This window comes from Leptospiraceae bacterium (assembly GCA_024233835.1).
GTDB lineage: Bacteria > Spirochaetota > Leptospiria > Leptospirales > Leptospiraceae > JACKPC01.
The window spans coordinates 57,773-81,163 of sequence record JACKPC010000003.1; the positions used below are offsets into that span (position 1 = coordinate 57,773).

The following is a 23,391-nucleotide window of genomic DNA, read 5'->3' on the forward strand; positions in this document are numbered from 1 at the left end:
TTCCTCCTGATTAGTAAGGCTTATGGCCATCCAAAATCAAAGCTGTTTTTTAGAATTTACTCTTCTGGAAAATGAAGGTATCTCAAGCCTATGGAAACGATATATTTTAAGTTCCGAAGCAAGGCTTCTATTGGAATGGTTGCAAAATAAAGAAACCTTAAAAAGATCGGTAATATCACAGAAAACAAATAAGCATGGGAAATCTTCCAAATATTATACTGTAGATTTATTTCTGTACAGAAATATTTCGAGCCCCAAATATCACTTAACAGATTCTTCTCTAAAAGAACTGGCGAATCGGGGATTCATCGAATTTCAGTATAAATAAATTTTCCCCTGACAAGAGAAACGATGAGTAATATCCCACTTGGACTGGAAACAACAAAAATGACGCCTTATAAGGCAATGGTCGTTGATGACTCCCCTCTCATTCGCATGTCTTTAACCCGTATGTTAACCTCTGAAAAATTTTCGGTGATTGCCGAGATGGAGAACGGACTCGAAGTCATTAAAAAACTTAAATATTCTGTAGAGAAACCGGATCTCATCTTCATGGATATTGATATGCCGGTAAAAGATGGGCTGGAAACTATTAAGGAAGTCCGACCCGAATACCCCAATATCAAAATCGTAGTGGTTACCATGCACAACCACGAAAAGCTTATCAATGAACTCATAAAACTCAAAGTAGAAGCCTTTATTTTAAAACCTTTTGATAGAAACCAGGTCGTTCAGAAACTGGCAAAGGTTCTGGGTCGTCAGGATTTGCTGGATAAGGTGGCTACCGGTTATACGAATACGGCCACTCTGAACCTTAATGAAATGAAAATTCCGGCTCTTCCCCATGTGGTAATGAAGGTTATGACTTTTGATACCAGTAACCCTACCGGGGGAAGCCAGGAATTAGAACAAATTATCAGTCCGGATAAATCGATTACAACAACTCTGTTAAGGGTAGCGAATTCGGCTTTCTACGGTCGTTCCGGTGGAGTTAAAACGGTCAAAGATGCGATAACCCTTATTGGTGTAAAAACGGTGAAAAACCTTGTGATCCTACAATCGGTGAAAAATACGCAGAAGCTTGCACCGGGAGAGGTTTTTTCTAAATATTTAAAAGAACTTCCTATCCTGACTGCCCTGATAGCTTTTGATATCGCCACCCCCTTTGGCCTGAAAACCATTCGGGATGAGGCTTTTTTAAGTGCTCTCTTATATAAAATCGGGATGACCATACTCGCGATAAACTTTAAAGACCGATACGCGAAGGTAATTAATGCATCCGAAAAGCAACTGAAGGAACTCATCCTGATAGAAAAGAACGAGTTTAAGATTAGCTCGGTAGAGCTGGGTTTGAAGGTTTTCAAAGCCTGGAATATGCCGGAAACCATGAAATCGGTGATTGAGAAACAGGGTTTTTCTCCTCATGAAATTGGAGAAGTAACCGATCTGAATCGCCTCACCCGCGTTTCCGAAGCCCTGGCCAAAAAGATGATAGGAATCTATCTAAACCCCGTAGAAGAAAAGATTGTTTCGGAAGTAATCAAGCACTATGGCGAAGAGGAAGAAACAATTTCAGAGATTTTCGGAGAAGACTACTACGAAATGATACAGGATCACCCATTCTTTGAAATTACCATGAAAGTTTAAGTGGCTTTTATCAGGACAGTCCAAGTACGATACACTTTGCTACGGTTGGTGAGCCTTCGAACCACAGCAATCGGCAAAGGCTATGCCTGTATACAGAAAAAACATTTGGCATTATATCAGAACTTTTAAACAGGGGAAGCCATTCGTAAATTACATTTAACAATTTTGGGGGCTTATCCCAGTTTATTCTTAAAGTATAAAATTTCTATTGGCAGTAACTTTAGTTCTGAGTATTTTTGTACATAATGAAACAGTATCAAACCTTATCAGGAAAAGCATCCAAAACGGGGGAAGAACTATTAAAAGAATATCTTTCAGTTCGTCAAAAAACGATTCATATATGCAGTCGGCTTGAAAAAGAAGATTATGTTGTACAACCCTGTACAGAAGTTAGTCCACCAAAATGGCATCTGGGTCATACAACATGGTTTTTTGAAGAGTTAATTCTGATAAAATTTTTTCAAAGCATAAAGAGATTTAACGAGAAATTCCCTCTCCTGTTCAATTCTTACTATAAATCATCAGGTAAACACTGGTTGCAGGGTGAACGAGGACAGTTATCAAGGCCTACCGTTGAAGAAGTCCTGGATTATAGAAAGGCTACAGATGACAATATTTCCAAATTATTTCTGACATACAAAAACAATCCGGAGATTGATTTACTACTGGAACTTGGAATTCATCACGAACAGCAGCACCAGGAATTGCTTTATATGGATATAAAATATATTTTTGGTATCAATCCTCTACTTCCTCAATACTCTGAAGCCCCATTAGTTAAAGCTCAAAAGCCCGTGGAAGGCTGGAAAGCATTTAAAGAAGGTGTTTATGAGATCGGTCATCATAATCCGAGTTTTTCTTATGATAACGAAGGACCGCGTCATAAGACCTACATTCATCCATTTCGGATTAGTGAGAACACAGTTACAAATGGAGAATATTTAGAATTTATTAAAGATAAGGGATATTCCATTCCCCTACTATGGTTAAGTGAAGGCTGGGATTGGATAAACAATCACAATATTCACTGTCCACATTATTGGTTTGAGATGGATGATGTCTGGCATGAATTTACCTTGCACGGCCATTATCCTCTTGATCTGAATGCACCGGTGAGCCATATCAGTTATTTTGAAGCAGATGCCTTTGCCAGATGGAAAGGGTTAAGACTTCCCACCGAGCAGGAAACTGAAATTTTTTTAGAAGGTATTTCAGAAGACCCATCTCTACAAAACGAAATATTACAACCTTATAGCGCTGAAACAAAAGTAAATCAAGTATGGTGCTGGACAAGAAGCCAATATTCTCCGTATCCGGGCTTTCAAGTATGCGAAGGTCCGATAGGAGAGTATAATGGAAAGTTTATGTGCAATCAGTTTGTGCTTAAAGGAGGATGTATAGCCACACCATATGGCCATTATAGACCGAGTTATCGTAACTTTTATAAAGCCCAGCAACGCTGGATGTTTTCCGGAATTCGACTGGCAAAGGACCTGATATGAAAATTTCAAAAATAATACATGAGAATCAATCTTCCCCAAAAGCAGAAATAGAACAATTTGCGATTGATGTTTTAACCGGGTTATGCTCGATTCCAAAACAGTTATCGGCTAAGTATTTTTATGATGATACGGGAAGTGAAATCTTTCAAAAAATTACTCAACACGAAGACTACTATCTGACGAAAACGGAATTTAGGATCCTTAATGAAATTAAATATACACTTCCCCAAATCATTGGAGAAGATGAAATTGACATCATTGAGCTTGGTGCAGGAGATGGACATAAAACTCAAATCATTCTTGAAGGCTTTCTTGAACGAAATTATAAAGTTAATTACTATCCCATTGACATTTCTGAAAAAGCTATGACTATGCTGGAAACCAACATCAATTCTCATAAGAATCTAAAAGTTCATGGAATTGTAGCAGAATACTTTGATGGATTACGATATCTCAGAAGTAAATCCTTAAATAAACAACTGGTTTTATTTCTCGGCTCTAATATTGGAAACTTTAATCGTGCACAAAATCAAGGTTTTTTACGACGTCTCTGGAATAGCCTGAATGCTCTTGATTATGTGCTAATCGGTTTTGATTTGAAAAAGAATATTAGCATATTAACCCGTGCATATAATGATTCTGCGGGATATACCAGGGAGTTCAATTTAAACCTTTTAAGAAGAATTAACCGGGATTTAGGCGGAGATTTTGACTTAAATAAATTTCAGCATTTCGGTATTTATAATCCGATCCTGGGTTCAATGGAGAGTTACTTACTTGCAATTGAAGAGCATGATATTTATATCAAAGAACTTGAACATTCCTTCCATTTCGATGCTTTTGAACCCATTCATTTAGAGTATTCTTTTAAATTTTTGAAAAGTGATATTGAATTTATGAGTAAGCACACTGGATTCAAGGTGATTCAACATTTTTCAGATACCCAAGAATTCTTCATTGATTCTTTATGGAAAGTCACCAAGGAAAACAGGAAATAATTTTTAAGTAGACAGAAATTTGAATTTTAAGTAAATAATTAAGTAAGAGGTACTATGATAGCCATAACCGGAATAACAGGAAAATTAGGTAGCTTAGTTCTTCAGGAACTATTAGGAAAAGAGAGTGTAAGCCAAGTTATTGGTTTAGCACGAACTCCGGAAAACGCAAAAAAGTTTGCACAGCAGGGTGTAGAGATTCGGCCTTTTAATTTCGATGATCCCCATGGTTTATCTCAAAGCTTGTCAGGAATACGAACTTTATTATTAGTTTCCGGCACAGACATTGGACCGCGTGTACAGCAACATAAAAATGTTATTGATGCTGCTATAAAAGCTAAGGTAAATAGAATCGTTTACACGAGTATCGTTATTGCCGGAAAGAGACCTGAACCCATATTTCAGGATCATAAGCTTACAGAAGATTATATCAAGGGAAAACCTATTACATTCACTATATTAAGAAATAATTATTATATGGATCCTTACCTGGTAGAAATAGATATTGCAATAGAAAAAGGTGCTTATCGCTCTCCTAATGGAACTGAAGGAGCTGCGTTAATCAGTCGTAAAGATATATCTCGTGCTTGTGCTGAGGTTTTATTAAGCGATAAACATGCAGGAAAAATTTATGAATTAACCGGAACAAAAAAAGTTACTCCACAAGACTTTGCTGCAATCGCATCATCTTTGAGTGGTAAAGAAATCTCCTACGAGAAGATATCTTTTGAAGACCTAAAAAATGATTATCTAAATAGGGGGTACCCCAAAGAACATATGCCATTTCTAATTTTATTAGAGGAGGTTATTGCATCTGCTTCGTTGTCAAAAACTTCACAGGATTTTGAAACGATAACGGGAACTAAACCGGAAAGTTTTGAAAAATTTGTTTATAGGCAAAAGGAATCTAAAGATTAATAACGTATCCATGGTTTAATTGGGTAAGCAATATTTTGAAAAGTAAATTTTCTATTGACAGGGGATTTTCAGGAAGACAGTAAACAAGCGGAATCGTATACAAACTTTATTTGGTATGCTCCAGAAAATCCCTTGAGACCATGCTATATGCGGATACCATGAACTGGTATAAGTTTTTATTGATTTACCCATGCAGGTTTAGTTTTTAAAACTTTATTGTAGATAGGACAAGTCGACACGTGTGCACCAGATAAATATCCCGTACTAACCAGGAACTCATTCACAATTTCGCCACCAGTAAATTTGAAGGTTTTCTTGAATAGTTTCATCCATTCTTCCTTTGTTTTAGGATGGTTTTTATCTAGCCAATTTTTAAAGGAACCAAACTCTTTTTGAAGCTGCAAGATTACATTGGCATTGTGAATAACAGCATTAATTTTTAATCGATTTCTGATTATGCCTGCGTCATTAAGAAGCCTTTGCTTGTCTTTTTCCTTATACGAAGCTACTTTCTTAATATCAAAATTGTGGAAGGCTTTTTTGAAATTCTCCTGCTTGTTTAGGATGGTTGTCCAACTCAAACCAGCTTGATTAATTTCTAAAACAAGTCTTTCAAACAGTTCGTTATCGTTATATATAGAAAAGCCATAAGCTTTGTCGTGATATATACGGTGGACATTTGTTTTATCCAGATGCCCAACAGCTTCGCAATATGTTTTTGGTTTTTCCATTATACAAACAGCTCAAAATGTTTCATAAATATCACCTTTTCAACAATGGACTGATAAACTTTTAAGATACTATACCCGTTTATAGTATGGCTCCTTAAACTCCCTACCAAGCCATGTCCATCCAATTTCAACGCGCTTATCTCGCTCAGATATATTTCTAATGCCATTTGAGTCAACTACTTAGCATTGTTTCTGACTTTGCCAGTATCCTAAAAGACAAGAATACCCTAAGACTGTAGATTAGACAATCTAAAAATCCCAATGCTTCGAAAAAATATCTGATACATCAGTTTTTGATTGTAAGGATTTACGATTACATAATAGTATTATATTTACAAAGATAAACGTCTGAAACAATACTAAGTGATTATGTTAAAATACCATGACTATTTTTTAAGAAAAGGAAAGAACAAAAAAAGAAACAGATGATTGGTTATAAAATTAGAGAAAAACTTTATGAAAGCAAATCTTCAGTTGTTTACAAAGGATATAAAGAAAGCAATCAACAGGAGGTGATTTTAAAATTTTTAAATAGAGAGTATCCTACTCCTGAGGAAATTGCTCGCTTTGAGAGAGAATACGAACTAACACGAAGTTTAGCATCAAATGGAATTATCAAAGCTTATAATCTGGAAAAATATAAAGATACTATATTTATGGTTTTGGAAGATTTTGGAGGTAATTCATTCAAAAAGTATCTTACTTATCAGAAAATAGTTCTAAAAGAATTTCTAAATATAGCCATTCAAATAACAGAGATTTTAGCTCAAATTCATGAACGCAATATCGTACATAAAGATGTAAACCCCACGAATATCATTTATAATCCGGAAACTAAACAAATAAAAATTATTGATTTTGGAATTTCTACGGAATTATCTTATGAAAGTCCTGCTGTTTTGGAAGGAACGATTACCTACATTTCTCCCGAACAAACAGGTCGAGTAAATCGTATGATAGATTACAGGACTGATTTTTATTCTTTAGGTATGTCTTTGTATGAATTATTGACAGGACAGGCTCCTTTTATTTCCGAAGATATTGTTGAATTGGTTTATTTACATATCGCCAAATATCCTGAGGATGTATATACTAAAAATCCGGATACTCCTAAAATAATATCTTCCATATTGCGAAAGATGTATGATAAAGACGCAGACAAACGCTACCAGAGTGCTAAGGGGATAAAGAGAGACTTTGAAAAGTGCCTGGAACAACTAGAAAAATCAGGGGACATCCCAGAGTTTCCACTGGGAATGGAAGATTATTCTGATAAATTTCACATTCCCCATAAGTTGTACGGTCGGGAAAAAGAACTAAATATTCTCATACACCTATTTGAAAAAGTAGCGAACACAGTAGATGAAGACCAATATGGTTCTGCAATTTTACTTGTATCCGGTTATTCCGGTATTGGGAAGTCTTCTTTTATTTACGAAACACAAAAGCCTATTACACAAAAAAAAGGATTTTTTTTGGAAGGTAAATTTGATCAACTCCAAAGAAATATTCCCTTCTACGCAATTATCACAGCATTTAAAGGTTTACTAAAACAATTATTAACAGAACCAGAAAAAGAGCTGCACAGTTGGAGGGAAAAGATACTGAAAGCAGTAGGTGTAAACGGACAGGTTATCATAGATCTAATTCCGGAATTAGAATATATTATTGGTAAACAAAGTCCGGTCTCTCAACTGAGTCCTATCGAATCAATGAATCGATTCAATTTAAGTTTCCAGAATTTTATCAGCGTTTTTGCTCAAAAAGAACACCCGCTTGTACTCTTTTTTGATGATTTGCAATGGGCAGATGTTCCTTCTCTAAACTTGATAAAAAATTTAATCACAAATCCGGATATTCAATATTTTTTAATTATAGGGTCTTTTAGAGACAACGAAGTAGATGCTTCTCATCCTTTGAACATCATGATAGATGAAGTTCGCAAAACGCAAAAGAATGTTCAGAGCATACATTTGAAGTCTCTAGAGAAAGAGCATGTCTATTCTCTATTATCCGAAACATTGCAAACAAAGAAAGATAGCTTAATGCCTATGGTAGAATTGCTTTATCAAAAAACAGATGGTAATCCCTTCTTTTTATCGGAACTGCTGAAAGAATTATACAAAGACAAAATAATATTATTTAATTATAAAACAAAGGAATGGAACTGGAAAGACAAAGATATTTTATCTTACAATGTAGCTGATAATGTAGCTGATTTAATGGTAAAAAAACTGAATAAATTATCTAAAAATACACAGGAAACACTTAGTTATTCTGCTTGTCTCGGCAACAAATTTAAAACAAATACACTTTCTCTGATCATGGAAGGTTTATTTAACTATACATATTTACATCCACCTATTCAAGAAGGAATGCTTCTTAAAGTTGGAGAAAATTTATTTCGTTTTCAACATGATAGAGTACAAGATGCAGCCTATTCCTTCCTTGAGGAGTCTAAGAAAAAAGAAATACATTTAAAGATAGGTAGGCTATTATTCCAGGATACCTTAGATAATACAAATAATTCCGAATTAGAGAAAGGTATTTTTGATATAGTTAGTCATTATAACTTTGGAAGCGAACTAATTTCGGAAGATTCGGAAAAAATCAGGTTAATAGAACTGAACTTACAAGCAGCAAAAAAAGCAAAGCAATCAGTTGCTTTTCAAGGATCATTAAAATTTTTAAGAAAGGCAGTTGACATACTGTCAAACATTTCCACTCTATCTAGCCTTGACCCAACATTACAACAAAACTTATTTTGGACCAATCACTACGAATTAGCCTTAGAACTGTATACCGAACTCTCCGAGTTGGAATACTTGAATGGGAATTTTGAAGAAGCGGAAAATTACTTTGAATTGGTTTTAGATAATGCAAAAAAAATAATGGAAAGAATGAGAATATGGGAAATCCAATTACAGTACTATTCCATGCAAAATAGGTTCAAGGAAGCCTTGGATATTTGCTATAAAGCTTTGGAGGAGCTAGGCGAACCTTTGCCAACGGAAAAATATGATCCCCTTCCGGATATTATGAAATCCAAACAATTACTGGGCAACAGACCGATTGAGGATTTGAACCAAAATATCATACAGGATCAGAATGAGTTGCTTACTGTGAGAATGCTAAATGCTGCATTTACTCCAGCTTATATTAGTCATCCGGTGATAATTCCTTTTATTATTTTGAAGGCAGTCAACCTTTCGCTAGAATTCGGTATGAATCCATATATTCCGTTTTTGCTTGGAGGGTATGGATGTTTTATATTAGGCTTAGAAATGAATGATTTTGAGTCTGCACTACAATTTGGAAAACTATCTATTAGTATCGTAGAGAAATTGAAAGCTGTAGAAATTAAGTCTAAAACGTATTTGGTTCTATCAAGTTTCATAAACCATTGGAGAGTCCACGCAAGAGAATCTGATAATTATTTCCAAACTTGCATACAGAGTGGTTTGGAAATCGGAGATTTTGAATTTGCAACCTATGGGATTTGTAATATGATACATCAAAAAATATTTATGGGAGTAAATTTGTTTGAAGTCCAAAAGTGTATTCATCAGTATTCGTCTACTATAAAAAGGTTTAACTTACCGGCAAGTTTAGTGCATTTTTATATGTGGGAGCAGTTCGTTTTCAATTTAAGGGGAGAAGCTAAAGATATACTTCTTTTAAAAGGTGAAAGGTTTGATGAAGAAAAAGTAATTGAAGAGGTTAAAAATAATATAACTTTGCTACAATTTATTTACTTATGCAAGTCGATCCTTCATTATCTTTTTGGAGATTATGAGAGAGCATATAATTTTTCTACACAATCTTTACAATATGAAGCTGGTGCTGCCGGAATGATGACCATTCCTGAGGTGATTTTCTTTAACAATCTCGCAATCATTGCAAAGATCGAAAACTCAAATGAATTGGATAAGATAAAATATTTGGAAGCAATTCAAAGAAATCAGACTCGTATGAAAGTTTGGGCAGAAAATTGTGAAGCAAATTATGGACATAAGTATTGGATAATAGAGGCTGAGCTTGCGAGAATAAATAGCGATTTCTTTCATGCAATATCTCTTTATTCAAAAGCTATTGAGATTGCCAAAAAATATGAGTATACATTAGAAGAAGCTATTGCCAATGAATTAGCTCACTCTTTTTGGTGTTATCATAACAATATTCGATATGCAAAAACGCATTTATTGGAAGCTCATAGACTTTATAAAAAATGGGGTTCCATTCCAAAAATCAAACAATTAGAGGAACGATATTCGGAATTTTTTGAAAATAAAAATCATTTAGAAAAAGCAATTACTGTTGATTCTTCTCTAAACACTGATACGATTTCTTCCAATACAATAGACTTTATATCTATTCTGAGTGCATCACAAGTGTTATCTGGTGAGATAGAGCATGAAAAATTATTAGAAAAATTGATCAAAATAGTGATTGAAAATGCGGGAGCAGAAAAAGGACTTTTGTTATTGGTAAATGATAATGGTAGTTTGACAGTTCAAGTAGAAGGCACTAATAACAGTGAATCGGTTAAATTACCGAACATCCCTTTGGAAGAGAGTTCTAATTTATCAGTATCTGTTGTTCAATACATAGCTCGCACACAGGAAACATTAGTATTAAATGATGCAACGAGTGAAGGCTTATTCGTCAAAGATGAATACATCATCCGAAATAAACCTAAGTCCCTATTATGCTTCCCACTTGTAAAACAAGGTAAGCTAACCGGAATCATTTATCTGGAAAATAATTTAACAACAGGCGCCTTCACAAAAGACAGAATAGAAACTATAAAAATCCTGGCAACCCAAGCTGCCATATCTATTGAAAACTCGAAACTATACAATCAAATGGAGAATCTGGTTGAAGATCGTACTAAACAATTAAATAATACTCTACGACTTATCAAACAGGATTTGAATTTTTCAAAAAAAATTCAAACCCGAATTCTGCCTGGTAGGAAAGAAAAATTTGGAAATCTCAAGATCGTATCAAGATATATACCTATGGAAGAGGTAGGTGGAGATTTCTTTGATATTGTTGAGCTTGAGGATCATATTGTAAGAATCTTTATTGCGGACGCGGCAGGTCATGGAGTGCAAGCTGCCTTGATTACTATGTTGATCAAAAGTGAATTTGAAAGCATTAAGTATTCGATCAGATCCCCGGCAATTCTTCTTCAGATGTTAAACAATCTTTTTTATAATAAATATGGTTCTTTAAATTCACTCTTTACATGCTTTTTGGTTGATATAGACGAGCAAGATAAAACGATATGCTATGCTTCCGCAGGACATCCAAGCCAGGTTGTGGTCAGCCAAAGAAAATTTAAGCTTTTAAATCGGACAGGAAAAATTTCTGGAGCAATAAAAGATGCGAATATCATGGAAATGAAAACAAGTTTCACAAAAAATGAAAAACTCTTTTTATTTACTGACGGTGCATTCGAAGAGTTTAATAAAAGGAACAAAGAATTCGGAGAAGAGCAACTATACGACATGATAAAATCAAACCAGAGAATGGATACCGGCTTGCTCTTAGATAAAGTTCTCGAAAATATAAATGAATTTCTTGATGGCCATCATAGACATGATGACATAACCCTTATTGGTGTAGAGTGGTATTAGAATATCAATACAAAAGACCCATTGTTCGCATCTGTATGCCTACTGATGTAATAATACAGTCGCGGCTACACCGTAAAGAAAAGCAGAAAATATCTTCCAGTTTAGAATTACAGATCATTAGATAATTTTTATATTAAAAAAATTTTCCTCTTTGCTCCATTCTTTTAGACTGAAGAAAAGAGGAATTTTTATCTTAAGGTTTTTTGTAATTGGCTGCATACGCATTATACATAGTTTTCACAATTGTTTCTGCGTCGCTATAAACCGGTTTCCAATTTAAAAGTTCTCTGGCTTTCGCTGAAGAGGCCAATAGCTTAGGTGGATCACCCGGTCTTCTTTCTGCCATAGAATGAGGAATAGCTCCCGCTACGTTTTCAGCGATGGCTGTAATTTCTTTCACAGAAGAACCATTCTCGGAACCTAAGTTTACAATTAAGGATTCATTTTTTGAAGAAACATAATCCAGACTTAAAAGGTGGGCTCTTGCGAGATCGGTAACATGGATATAATCCCGAATGCAAGTTCCATCTTCTGTTTCATAATCTTCTCCAAATATTTGAAATTCCTTTCGTAATCCAAAAGCAGCTTCCATGACAATAGGAAGTAAATTGGCAGTGGTTCTTTCTATGCCGGTGATTTTTCCTTCGGGGTGATAGCCCGCCGCATTAAAATAGCGTAAACAGGCATATTTCAAACCTCTTAACTTATCATACCAGGCCAAATTTCGTTCAATGGCAAGCTTAGTATACCCGTAATAGTTAATAGGTTCTGTTGGATGGTTTTCATCCATAGGAAGATACTGTGGATTTCCATACACGGCTGCTGAAGAAGAGAATATAAAATACTTGCATCCCACTTCATACAACTTCGTTACCAGTTTTAAGGTACCATTCAAATTATTGATGGTATATTTTTCCGGGTTCGTCATGGACTCACCCGCCGCTTTCCAGGCTGCAAAATGAAAAACTGCATCGATCTTCTTTGAAAAGGCTTTTTCTAAAGTTATATCGTCTTCAATATTACCGTGAATAAATGTTGTTTGCGGAAAGATATTTTTCTCATTCCCGGTACAAAAATTATCCACTACCACAACCTCGTAGCCATCTCGAATTAACTCATAAACTACGTGGCTTCCTATATAGCCGGCTCCGCCTGTTACCAGTACTCTCATTTTATCTATGATCGGTTACTCCTCTTTCGCTTTCTTTAAAAAATTTATATATCGTTGCTATTTCTGGATGATTCAGATTTAGTTCTTCTTCTATTTTTTGTAGTGCCTGTTTTGTATTTAGATGGGAATGATAAATCAGCTTATAGGCTTCTTTAATCTCATTCCGTATTTCGAGAGGAATCCCTTTTCTCTTCATGCCCACCGGATTTAAACCGATAACACTGGCCGGGTTTCCATCTACAGTACTATAGGGAGGAACGTCCTTTACAACTTTAGAACAACCGGCTACCATAGAAAAAGTCCCCACCCGGCAAAACTGATGGATGGCAACAAGACCGGAAATAAAAGCATGGTCATCCACCACTACATGACCGGCTATAGCGACTGCATGTACAATAATTGCATAGTTGCCGATAATAGCATCATGAGCAACGTGAGCGTTTTCCATCAAGAATGCATTATTTTTAATAATCGTATTCTCATTCTCTTTGGAAGCACGGTGAATCGTAACAAACTCTCTTATTAGATTATTATCACCTATTTTTACACCCGAGACAAGCTTCGGATCAAAGCCCACACTCTGCGGCATGCCGCCTATCGCAGCAGAATGATCAATGAAGTTATTTTTGCCAATTTCTACATTGTCATGAATTCGAACAGAACTTTCAATTTTAGTTCCTTCTCCAATTTTAACATTTTTCCCAATAACAACAAACGGGCCGATTTCAACGGATTCGTGAATTTCGGCTGAAGGATCGATAATCGCAGTAGGATGAATCATCATAACTAATATTTTTTCTCTTATTCGTTTTTTACAAGCAAATTAATTTATCTCCAGAACATCGCCCAGAAATATCCAATTAAAACCAGCCAGGAAATAATCTGTCCCAGGAAAAAAGAAATACCGGCACCGACAACTCCAAACTCCGGTATTAAAAGATTATCCAGTATGAATCCGAAGAACATTCTTAAAAAAGCAAGGATTGCTAAAATACGAACTTTTCCGAGTGCAAAAAGTCCGATTCCGAAGGGAGCAAAAATAAGTTGTAAAAGATAATTTGGATAAAGTATTTTAAACACCCCTATAGATTCTGTATATTTATTGTTATATAGGAGGGTGAATATTGGCTCAGCCAGAAAGTATCCCGGTGATAATAAAAGAGCCATACCCAGACCAACCAGAACAGAACGCAAGAGGTAAGATTTAAACTCCTCGGTTCCGGCGAGTCTGGAAAGTCCGGGTAAAACCATAGAGTTTAAGGTAGAAAAAATAATAACAAAACCGGCAAAAAGTTGCAGGGCTGTTCCGTATACAGCGACAAATTCCGGTGGATGATATTGTTTTAATATGAATATTTCCATCCGATCTGAAATGATAGCAAAAATAGACGCAACAAAGGCCCAGGTATTAAAAAGACTCAGTTCCTTTACGCATTTCTTGATTTCTGCAATAGGAGCTGACCAGTAAAGTTTTTCCTGTTTAAACAAAAAGAAAAACAGGAACAGAGAAAACAGGGGGCTCAGTGTAAAAATTCCGAGTATGTCGATATAAGAAAGATTATAATCCGAATAACGATTAACGAAATAAAGAATTAAAAGCCTAAATAAATTTGCCAGGGGGTTCCAGGAAGAAAGAGCATAATATGCACTAAAACTTATAAAGATACTTTCAAAAAAACTAATAAACGAAACTAAGAATCCGCCGGAAACTAAAAGAAACATAATCAAAGGATCCAGTTTCACAAACAGGGTGAGTCCGAGAGCAATGAAACAAAGGCTAATAAAAGAAATTGTTTTTATTACAAGGGAGGAACTTAAGATATTTCCGATATACGATTTGTCTTCTGTTCTGGGAGAAAGGTATTTTATTATGGCATTAGGTAAACCAAATTCTGCGATGGATAAAAATACAGGCAAGAAACCCAGATAATATTGGAACTGTCCGTTCTCCGGTTTACTCAGGATATTAACTGCATAAATCATAAAAATGAGATTACAGGCCGAAGAAAAAACCTTGGATAAACTTATATACACAGAAGAGCGTAAGAGCCCTGAAGATATTAGCTTTTTTATCAGCTCAAGAATGGATGCAGGTAGTTTCAAGGTTTATCGATTCAAACTAAATGTATGGATACCAATTCCCTCTGTACTGATGATAAGGGTATGCCCCTGGATTTCAGTTTTTCGTTTTTGCAGGCCCTTAAGAAAATGGTTTCCCGAAATACCCGTTGCTACAAGACCGAGATGCTCTCCGTGAATCAGTTCTTTTTTGTCCATTACCTGATTCTCTTTTCCTCCGAGGTCTATCCATTTTTTTTGAAATTCTTCATTATGAGGTCGTAATATGGCTTTCATCTCAGAATTTGTAGCGACCGCCATAGCAGCACAAATGAGACCTTCCGGAGCACCGTAGGTTCCTATCATGGCATCATAAGTTCCAATTCGAAGTGTGATATCCATAGCCGCACTAATAGAACCCGATTCAATCAGGGAGACACCGCAACCCATGTCTCGAAGTTCCCGGATAAGACCTTCATGTCTCGGCCTATCCTGAACTACAATAACCAGATCTCCGATTCCTTTATTTTCCACCTTACAGAGCTTTTCAATATTATAACGAACTCCTTTTTCCGGTTCAAAATTTTCTTTCATGTCCGGACCGGCAAGCCATTGTTCCATATAGGTTCCCGGAACTTTTCTCAGTCCACCTCTTTCGGAAAAGGCAATAATTGACATAGAATTCGGAAGGCCCCTGGAAAAGTTGGTGGTGCATTCAAGAGGATCTACAGCTATATCAATTTCATAGGTTCCGGTATGTCCGAGCATTTCCCCTTCGTAAAGCATGGGAGCATTATCTTTTTCACCCTCTCCAATAATAATACGACTGTGTAGATCCATATCGTTAAGGGCTTTTCGCATGGTCTCAACCGCAATATGATCGGCTGTGTGCTTATCCATCTTTCCAAAATAGGGAAGAACTGCTACGGCTGCTTTTTCCGTTGCCTGACGTAAAATACTGGATACTTTATCTACCATTTTCAGTGGCCCTTCCTGATTGATTTTTATGTTCTCTTGCCAGAGAATCGGAGTATAAATACATGGCTAGTATATTCAATAGTACATTTTTATAAAGGATAGTTTTCCTGCTATGATTAAAATTTTAATTGTTGATGACAACGATAGATATGCAAATCACTTAAAAGCCTATTTTGAAAAATTTGGACTGGAAACCCACAGAGCCCTCGATGCCCGGCAGGGTTGGGAGATGTTTCAACAAACAGAATACCATACCCTTGTAAGTGACATTACCATGGAATCCCAGACTTCCGGTTTGTTTTTTGTTCGAAAGGTCTATAAATCCGGTTTTAAAGGGAATATTATTATTGCCACAACGGGTTTTGATGTATTCGGGGTTATGGGACTCAGTAAATTCTTTCTTCCCTTTTTTGCCGGGGTGGGCTGGATGATTCCCAAGGTTCCATTAAAACAGGGGATTGTGAAGTTTTTTCCAACGAATCTGAAAAAGGGAGTTGATTTTGAAAGCCTCTTACAAAAAAAATAAACAGCTTCCCTTTCCCTATATTCCGCTTATGTCACCTAATTTTTCGGGAAGCAAGCGAGCCACCGATGGCTCGCTTACGATTAAAAAAAGATTTCCCTGATTTTTTGAACGGAGACGTCGCCTGTAAAAAGCTTCTCTACTTTTATCAGCGGCAATAAATAAAATATTGCAATTAAACGAAAGTTGTGTAGTATGCAAAGCATGACTGTTAAAGAACCGCTATTTAAGCTGGTACGATTTCCGCAGGGCTCGTATATTACTCTTGAGGGAGAGAAACGATCCACTTCCTTTTTTATTATAAAAGAAGGGAAGATAAGCCTGAAGCGTGACTTTGTTCCCCCGGGTGGAAAAAAGGCTGAAACTCTCGGAATGGGGGATTTTTTTGGAGTCATTTCTGCAATGAGCCAGTATCCTCAGGTGGAGTCTGCGATAGCTCTCACAAATTCCGTTTTAATTTCGATAACTTACAACCGATTTAGCGAACTGATTCAAAAAAACACTCCCCTGGCCCTAAAGATTATCCGCTATTTTTCTAAAATGCTTCGAGAATTTAACGTAGCCACCAGCCAGGGAGCCAAAACCGGTTTTATTTCATCGGCGAGCGACTTAAGTTTATTATTTTCCATGGCTGAAAATTATTTTCAGATGGGTAATATTGAATATTCCATTTATCTATATCAAAGCTATCTGCGTTATATGCCTACCGGCGAATACAGAAACGAAGCCATCAAAAAACTGAAAGAACTCGGAGCAGCTCTCACCCCTCCCCCGGAACAACAGGGTCTGAATCGACATTACAGCGGAAGTCAGATGATTTTTTCCGAGAATGAACCGGGAAACGACATGTTTATTATCCAGAGAGGGAAAATCAAAATTTCGAAATTGATAGACGGAGTCGATGTGACTCTGGCCATCTTAAATCAGGGAGATATTTTTGGAGAAATGGCCTTACTCGAAAATAAACCACGTTCGGCTTCAGCTATCAGTGTAGAACCGGTTGAACTTCTGGTTATAAACCGTAAAAACTTCGAAAATATGGTAAAGACACAACCCCAACTGATGACCCGGATTATCGTTCTTCTATCAGAGAGAATCTGGGGAGCGTATAAAAAATTAGCCAACTCTATGTTGACCGATTTGAACGGTAGATTTGCAGATATGCTATTAACCCTCGCTGAAAAAAATCGAGTTAAAATTGCACCCAGACTGGAGCATGACTACCAACTGAATGTTTTTGACTTTTTAAAAATGATGGGACTTACAGATAGAGATGCCCTTTCTTTTCAAAAGTTTACAGGAAACAATAAGTTCATTCGCATTGAAAGAGATTCTATTGTCTGCCATGATATGGCGCTCTTAGAAAGATTGGTGTATTCTTATAGAGAAGGTAGATGAATCTACCATCCAAAAATGCGCTATCTTATTTATTATCTCCTGTTTTGCTTTACTTTTATCGCATCCTGTAAGGAGCAAAAACAGAGTCCCCTAAAAGCAGAAAAAGGTGTTTTAGATTTATCTCATGAATCCTGGGATAAAAAAACATTTGACCTAAAAGGAGAATGGGCTTTTTTCTGGAAGCAGTTTATTCCACCCGGAAAAGAAATACCTTCTACTTCCTATGTTTCCTTGCCCGGATACTGGAATAAGGAAATTTTCAATGGAAAGAAATATCCTTCCAAAACTTTTGTTAGCTACAGGCTGAAAATTATCCTTCCCGATGATAAGAAAATTGTTAGCTTAAAGTTTCCCTCTGTTTATTCTTCATACCGTTTGTTTGCAAATGACAGGTTTATCTTAGAAAACGGGAAAGTTTCAGAATCTGAAAACGGCTACTCTCCTTCACTAAAAACAAGGCTTGTGAGTATAAATACAAAATCAAATATACTGGTCTTGACCCTGCATGTTTCCAATTACACTTACTTCAATGCCGGTTTTTTACGTACTATCCAAATAGGCGAAGTGGATAGTATTTATAAGCAAGAATTTAACGATAATTTTGAAGCTCTTGCTTCTATTAGCTGGTTATGTATTATTTCTATTTATCACTTAGGTTTGTATTTGCTAAAACGTAGAGAAAAATCTTTCTTGTTTTTTGTTTTATTTGCTTTATCCGTAATTGTCAGCATACTACTTCTATGGCCATCCAGAATCTTTTTTAATCTTTTTCCGGATAGTGCCCTAATTCTCGTTCATAAAATCGCTTTAGCTTTACTCCCCATGGAATTATTAACGTACAGTTTATTTCTGTATTATCTTTTCCATAAAGATTTTCATTACCCTGTTCTGAAGTATCTTCAGATTTTTTGTTTTTCCCTTTCTCTTCTGATTCTGATTTTCCCTATCTACTATATTGAATATCTTTTTCTTCCTTTTCAGATATTACTCATTCCTTTATTTGCATATACATTTTTTAGAATTTCTCTAAGTCCTAGAAAGAGAGATTCTTTCTTTTTTCTGATTAGTATTTTCATTTTCGGTCTGACAGTTTTGCATGATAATTTATATTTTTTAAATACCTCTATTTTTCCTTATATGATTTCGAAATACGGACTTTTCCTATTTTTAACGTTTCAATCCTTTATTCTCAGCTTGCGATTTTATCAGGCGATAAAGAAAGAAGAGGAATTTGGCATTCGATTACGAAAGAGCAAGGAAGAATTGGAAAATAGTGTAAAAGAAAGGACCCATGAATTAGAAGAAGCAAATATTTTAAAAAGTAAATTTATTTCGATTATTTCACACGATCTTCGTTCTCCTCTTTCCGGTCTACACGGAATTATTGCACTTCTAATGGAAGACGATACGATTGAAGCAGAAGAACAAAAGAGTCTTTTGAACATGTGTATGAGTAGCATTCAACATTCCCTCGGAATGATAAAAAAGCTTTTAGATTTGAGTCGTTTACAAACCGGTCACTTAAAATTACATTACAAATTAATCAATCTTTCGGAAATAATACACGATCTGATTGAAGAAAGCTATCCGAGAGCTGTTTTGAAAAATATTCAGTTTATCTCAAAGATCGATGAAGCTTCACGTATTTTTGTGGATCCGGATTTGTTCTCAGAAGTGATTCGCAACTTCCTATCCAATGCGATTAAATTTAGCATAGAAGGTAGCCTGGTAGAAATTGCTTATTCTCAAACTGAGAATAACGATTTGATAATGGTCAGCGATTCGGGAACCGGTATTCCCGAAAAAATGATCCCCGATTTGTTCAATCCTATTAAAAAGACCAGTCGTCTCGGAACAAAAGGGGAAGAAGGGACGGGACTCGGACTTATTCTCTGTAATGATATTATCAAGGCTCACGGAGGAGAGATCCGGGTTCAGTCAGAAATAGGAAAAGGAACCGTTTTTACTATATACCTTCCCAGAGATGGAAAACGTGTTTTACTATATGATAATCAGGCTAAATTTAAAGAGAAATTAAAGAATTATCTAATAAGTCAACAATGGCTGGTAATCGAAGCAGATTCAGCTATGGAAGTTTTGGAGATTCAGAAGAATATGAGAATAGATGCTATTATTCTGGATAAAAATGCAGATGAAATCAGTATTCATGAAATGTTATTCGGTCTTATAAATCAAAATTGTACTGTTCCGGTATTTCTTCTGTCCTCCCGGCATTCTCTCACAAGTCAGCATGTTATAATACATTCTTCCCTTGAGTATACTGAACTGTTTCGAGAAATGCCTTTTGATGAACTCTACAAATTATTCATAAAAAAATATACCTATCATTCATAAGCTTATTTTTTCTTTACCAGTTCTTCTAACAAATCGGGTCTATCTGTAATAATTCCATCAACTTCTGACTTTAAAAGCTCTGCCATTTTTTCTGGTTCATTTACCGTATAAGGATACACCTTGTATCCCAGTTCATGATATTTTTTGAGATAGCTTTCATCTACTAATAGATAATCAGGTGCTAATATATCGGGTGAAGCTTTACCGTTTAGCAGCAGGTTTCTCAGGGCTACTTTCTTATAATAGGCCATGTCTACATCATCAAAATTACTATAAAGTTGGGCACGAAAAATCGTCGGGTTTATTTCTTTTATCTTTTCTAAAACAAGAGGGTTAAAACTGGAAACAAAAACTTTTTCTTCTAAGTTCTTTTTTGTAATCAATTTGGCTACTTCCTCACCGGTTTTTCTGGCGATTTCAGGAGCTGTGTCTTTTCCTGCTTTTACTTCTATATCAATAATAACTTTCCCTCCAAATGTATCGAGAACCTCTTCCAGTGTGGGTATCGTTTCCGATTTAAAGCTTTCCTTAAAAAAAGAACCGGCATCTAATTTCTTCAATTCATCAAGAGTAAAATCCTTTACATTACCTTTGCCATTGGTAGTGCGTTCTAAAGTTTCATCATGAATCACCACCAATTCACCGCTTTTACAAAACATTGTATCCAGTTCAAAAGCCCAATTTTTAGAAGCTGCGTAGTGAAAAGCGGACATTGTATTTTCGGGTGCAAAATGTCTGGCTCCCCTGTGAGCGATGATTAGGAATGAGTTTTTATGTAGCTTTTGAGTGTCCCTGGGTTGATGTGTAACACAATTTGAACTGAAGAGAAAACAAACAAATGGAAGTATAAGTTTATATGAATATTTTCCAAATAAAATTCTATCGGAATCATTCTTTTTAGTATGTAACATTACAAACGCTCCTTTTTATAAGTATAGGATCGGTAAAAAAGAACAAAAAAAAAGATACACTTTTTCTTTATTTTCCTCTTTTGTATCTTTTTTAAAAAAAGCTTGCGAAGAAACTTTCTATATGAAAATCAATGAATATGAATCCCTTTTTTATACTGTTTTTTCTTCTCACTTTATTTTCTTGTTCTCCGGAAACAGAATTAAAGCCCTATGGAAAGTTAAAGGAGTTAAAGCCTTTAAAAAAAATTACAAGAACCTATTGGCCAACTGAAAAATGGAGAACCGCCAATCCGGAAGAAAAGGGCTTTAAATTAGAACCGTTTAACAAAGCAATAGAATACGCTTTTTCAAGGCAGGGGAATGAGGAAGATAGGAAGGGGATTCGAACCGATAGCCTGATAATCATTAAAGATGCTTACCTGGTATTTGAACGCTATGAGAGGGATTATACAGAAAATTCATTGCATTTACTCTGGTCGGTTACAAAAAGTTATACTCAGGCTCTCATTGGAATTGCAGTGAAAGAAGGCCTGCTTTCTCTTGATGAACCTGCCTATAAATACTATAAACCTCTGGAAAAAAAGCATAAAGATATTACTATTCGTCATATACTAAACATGGCTTCCGGTTTAGATGCAGATGAAGGCTATGAAAGCGGTCCCCTGACATCTACAGTGGTAGCCATGCTGTATACCCGTGGAAGAAATGACATGGGAGAATTTTGTTCCAATTTACCCAAAAGGGGAGAACCCGGTCGTTATGTATATTACTCCAGTTGTGATACCAACATTCTTTCTGCTATTTTAAAATCCGTATTAAAAGATAGTTATCTTTCTTTTGTCCAGGAAAAGCTTTTTCAAACAATCGGAGTAAAACAATATTCCTGGGAAGCCGATCGTTCCGGAACACTCATAGGTTCCTCTTACCTTTATAAAACCCCGAGAGATGTTGCCCGTTTCGCTTTTTTGTATTTAAATCAAGGAAGATGGGCCGAGAATCAAATCTTACCCGAAAATTGGCTTACCTTTACAAGGACTATTTCGCCGGCTTATAAAGAAACTCCATATTACAAAGGTCTTTCTGAAGATAATATGACTTCTCAGTGGTATACAAACACGGGCTATCCGGAACGAGGAATTCCTAAGGCCTGGCCCGACGCAGATGAAAATATGATTGCCGCTCTGGGTCACTGGGGACAGCAAATCTTTATTTTTTTTGATAGGGATTTAATTATAGTCAGACTTGGAGATGATAGGGATGGTTCCTTTGATCAGAATAAATTTCTTAAAATGATTTTGGAGAGTCTTCAATGAAAAGAATATTACAAACCCTAAAGATATTGTTTTTAATTTTATTTATTTCGTTTATCTCCTGGATAATTACAAATCGAAAGCATATTGCCTCTTTCCCGCAAATCATCTCTGCCTTCTATTCTAAAGAATTTTGCTCCTGTTACTTTGTTATGAAGCGTTCAGAAGAAAATTGTCATAACCATGCAAGGCAGTGGGTTCCTATTAGTAGCTTTGAACTCAATAAGGAAAAAAGAGAAGTGATTGTTTCCGGTCTGGGAGTAAAAACAGTAGCAACCTTTCAAAATCCTAAAATCGGTTGTGTCCTCGATAAATGGTAAGAATGATTCATAGATTTATCATATACTTCCTATTACTGGGAAATACTTCTATATTTGCTTCCGAAACAAGGTCTCCACAAACTTCCTTTACTTTTCATAAGCTTCGTCTTCTTATCCCCGAACCATATATTCTGGAAAAATCTCCAAATGAAAGCTACGCCTATATTCAAACCGCAAGAAAGGACTCTTTTTTTATTGCCTGTAGAAAATACTCAAAAGAAATCAGTCGGGCAGTATTGGAAGAAGCTTTTCAGCTTGAAATGAAAGACCTTTCGCTGAAAAGAAAAGAAACTTATTATTCCTGGGAAGAAAACATCGAAGGAAATCTTATTGAAAGTCGTTTCTATATTATCGAGCTAAAGTCCGAACTATATTCAATCTGGTTGTCATTTCGAAAAAATGAAGCCAAAAATCGGGACTTTTTTGCAAAGAAATTCCTGGAAATTGGAGATTTTTCGAAGCCTTAACTGTTTTTCTACTTTACAATTTTCGGTTTTTTTAAACCTTATACAAAAAGCTCAGTCTAATACTGTTATAAGGCGATGTAGCTCAGTTGGTTAGAGCGACGGAATCATAATCCGCAGGTCCGGGGTTCAAATCCCTGCATCGCTAGTAACATTTTATCAGGCTAAAGGAGCTTCACATGAAAAAACTTTTAACCCTATCTTTTGCTTTTCTTCTCAGCTTTAGTTTATTCTCCGGTATCAGTGCTCAGGAATCTTGCGACAGCATCTGTAATTTCTATAAATCCTGTGTTACTGCTCAATTTAAAGGTGTATCCGAGCAGCAACTAAAAGCTTTTGATGAAGGTTGCAAAAAAGGTTGTTTAAAGCATAATACGGCTGCCAGCACTTGCTATATAAAAAATAAAAATAAATGTAGTAATTTTCACTCCTGTCTGACCAAAGCCTATAAGGGCAACAGTAAATAAA

Annotated in this window: 19 protein-coding genes and 1 tRNA gene; 14 read left to right on the forward strand and 6 right to left on the reverse strand. The window is 35.8% G+C overall.

Translation table 11 applies throughout. The features are described from left to right. The first annotated feature begins 22 nt into the window (after window positions 1–22). The 5 genes from H7A25_14775 (at window position 23) to H7A25_14795 (ending at window position 5,062) form a co-directional block, all read left to right on the forward strand. Window positions 23–328, forward strand: a complete 306-nt coding sequence (locus tag H7A25_14775) for a hypothetical protein (protein ID MCP5501165.1) — start codon at window positions 23–25, stop codon at window positions 326–328. A gap of 23 nt (window positions 329–351) precedes the next feature. Then, entirely contained in the window at window positions 352–1,647 is a 1,296-nt protein-coding gene (locus H7A25_14780) for an HDOD domain-containing protein (GenBank protein ID MCP5501166.1), read from the forward strand. A gap of 245 nt (window positions 1,648–1,892) precedes the next feature. After that, complete coding sequence (locus tag H7A25_14785) at window positions 1,893–3,149, forward strand: ergothioneine biosynthesis protein EgtB (protein MCP5501167.1); 1,257 nt, start codon at window positions 1,893–1,895, stop codon at window positions 3,147–3,149. Next, the gene (locus tag H7A25_14790; protein ID MCP5501168.1) at window positions 3,146–4,147 is read left to right on the forward strand and encodes an L-histidine N(alpha)-methyltransferase; all 1,002 of its coding nucleotides are present in this window, start codon (window positions 3,146–3,148) and stop codon (window positions 4,145–4,147) included. The genes H7A25_14785 and H7A25_14790 overlap by 4 nt, the downstream gene beginning before the upstream one ends. A gap of 54 nt (window positions 4,148–4,201) precedes the next feature. After that, complete coding sequence (locus tag H7A25_14795; protein MCP5501169.1) at window positions 4,202–5,062, forward strand: SDR family oxidoreductase; 861 nt, start codon at window positions 4,202–4,204, stop codon at window positions 5,060–5,062. A 176-nt stretch (window positions 5,063–5,238) separates the two neighbouring features. Here the strand turns inward: H7A25_14795 and H7A25_14800 are convergent, their stop codons facing one another. Then, window positions 5,239–5,793 (reverse strand): DNA-3-methyladenine glycosylase I, encoded by a 555-nt coding sequence (locus H7A25_14800; protein MCP5501170.1) that lies wholly within the window; start codon window positions 5,791–5,793, stop codon window positions 5,239–5,241. Window positions 5,794–6,218: 425 nt separating this feature from the next. Between H7A25_14800 and H7A25_14805 the strand changes: the two genes are divergently transcribed. Then, on the forward strand, window positions 6,219–11,435 hold the full coding sequence (locus tag H7A25_14805) for an AAA family ATPase (GenBank protein ID MCP5501171.1): 5,217 nt from the start codon (window positions 6,219–6,221) through the stop codon (window positions 11,433–11,435). Window positions 11,436–11,628: 193 nt separating this feature from the next. Here the strand turns inward: H7A25_14805 and galE are convergent, their stop codons facing one another. Genes galE through H7A25_14825 form a run of 4 tightly spaced genes read right to left on the reverse strand, consistent with a single transcriptional unit; the run spans window position 11,629 to window position 15,642 of the window. Further along, complete coding sequence (gene galE / locus H7A25_14810; GenBank protein ID MCP5501172.1) at window positions 11,629–12,606, reverse strand: UDP-glucose 4-epimerase GalE; 978 nt, start codon at window positions 12,604–12,606, stop codon at window positions 11,629–11,631. Window position 12,607: 1 nt separating this feature from the next. Continuing rightward, the gene (lpxA, locus tag H7A25_14815; protein MCP5501173.1) at window positions 12,608–13,390 is read right to left on the reverse strand and encodes an acyl-ACP--UDP-N-acetylglucosamine O-acyltransferase; all 783 of its coding nucleotides are present in this window, start codon (window positions 13,388–13,390) and stop codon (window positions 12,608–12,610) included. A 44-nt stretch (window positions 13,391–13,434) separates the two neighbouring features. Continuing rightward, on the reverse strand, window positions 13,435–14,709 hold the full coding sequence (locus H7A25_14820) for an oligosaccharide flippase family protein (protein ID MCP5501174.1): 1,275 nt from the start codon (window positions 14,707–14,709) through the stop codon (window positions 13,435–13,437). 3 nt (window positions 14,710–14,712) lie between these two features. Next, window positions 14,713–15,642: a fructose-bisphosphatase class II gene (locus H7A25_14825; GenBank protein ID MCP5501175.1), complete on the reverse strand. Its 930-nt coding sequence runs from the start codon at window positions 15,640–15,642 to the stop codon at window positions 14,713–14,715. Window positions 15,643–15,754: 112 nt separating this feature from the next. On the opposite strand from H7A25_14825, the gene H7A25_14830 reads away from it, so the two are divergent. The 3 genes from H7A25_14830 to H7A25_14840 all read left to right on the forward strand — a co-directional run bounded on the left by H7A25_14830 (window position 15,755) and on the right by H7A25_14840 (window position 19,918). Beyond that, entirely contained in the window at window positions 15,755–16,168 is a 414-nt protein-coding gene (locus tag H7A25_14830; GenBank protein ID MCP5501176.1) for a response regulator, read from the forward strand. A 201-nt stretch (window positions 16,169–16,369) separates the two neighbouring features. Next, window positions 16,370–17,563 (forward strand): cyclic nucleotide-binding domain-containing protein, encoded by a 1,194-nt coding sequence (locus H7A25_14835; GenBank protein MCP5501177.1) that lies wholly within the window; start codon window positions 16,370–16,372, stop codon window positions 17,561–17,563. Between the two features lie 15 nt (window positions 17,564–17,578). Then, window positions 17,579–19,918 carry a hypothetical protein gene (locus H7A25_14840; GenBank protein ID MCP5501178.1) on the forward strand — a complete coding sequence of 780 codons (2,340 nt, stop codon included), beginning with the start codon at window positions 17,579–17,581 and terminating at the stop codon, window positions 19,916–19,918. A gap of 2 nt (window positions 19,919–19,920) precedes the next feature. Here the strand turns inward: H7A25_14840 and H7A25_14845 are convergent, their stop codons facing one another. Beyond that, on the reverse strand, window positions 19,921–20,829 hold the full coding sequence (locus H7A25_14845) for a glycerophosphodiester phosphodiesterase (GenBank protein MCP5501179.1): 909 nt from the start codon (window positions 20,827–20,829) through the stop codon (window positions 19,921–19,923). A 137-nt stretch (window positions 20,830–20,966) separates the two neighbouring features. Between H7A25_14845 and H7A25_14850 the strand changes: the two genes are divergently transcribed. The 5 genes from H7A25_14850 (at window position 20,967) to H7A25_14870 (ending at window position 23,390) form a co-directional block, all read left to right on the forward strand. Further along, window positions 20,967–22,142 carry a serine hydrolase gene (locus tag H7A25_14850; protein ID MCP5501180.1) on the forward strand — a complete coding sequence of 392 codons (1,176 nt, stop codon included), beginning with the start codon at window positions 20,967–20,969 and terminating at the stop codon, window positions 22,140–22,142. After that, a complete protein-coding gene (locus H7A25_14855) occupies window positions 22,139–22,459 on the forward strand; it encodes a hypothetical protein (GenBank protein ID MCP5501181.1) in 321 nt (106 codons plus the stop codon). Before H7A25_14850 ends, H7A25_14855 begins: the two co-directional genes overlap by 4 nt. Then, window positions 22,453–22,926 (forward strand): hypothetical protein, encoded by a 474-nt coding sequence (locus H7A25_14860; protein ID MCP5501182.1) that lies wholly within the window; start codon window positions 22,453–22,455, stop codon window positions 22,924–22,926. The genes H7A25_14855 and H7A25_14860 overlap by 7 nt, the downstream gene beginning before the upstream one ends. Before the next feature lie 71 nt (window positions 22,927–22,997). After that, window positions 22,998–23,071: transfer RNA gene (locus tag H7A25_14865), tRNA-Met, on the forward strand. 31 nt (window positions 23,072–23,102) lie between these two features. Continuing rightward, complete coding sequence (locus H7A25_14870; protein ID MCP5501183.1) at window positions 23,103–23,390, forward strand: Cys-rich protein; 288 nt, start codon at window positions 23,103–23,105, stop codon at window positions 23,388–23,390. Window position 23,391: the final 1 nt, after the last annotated feature.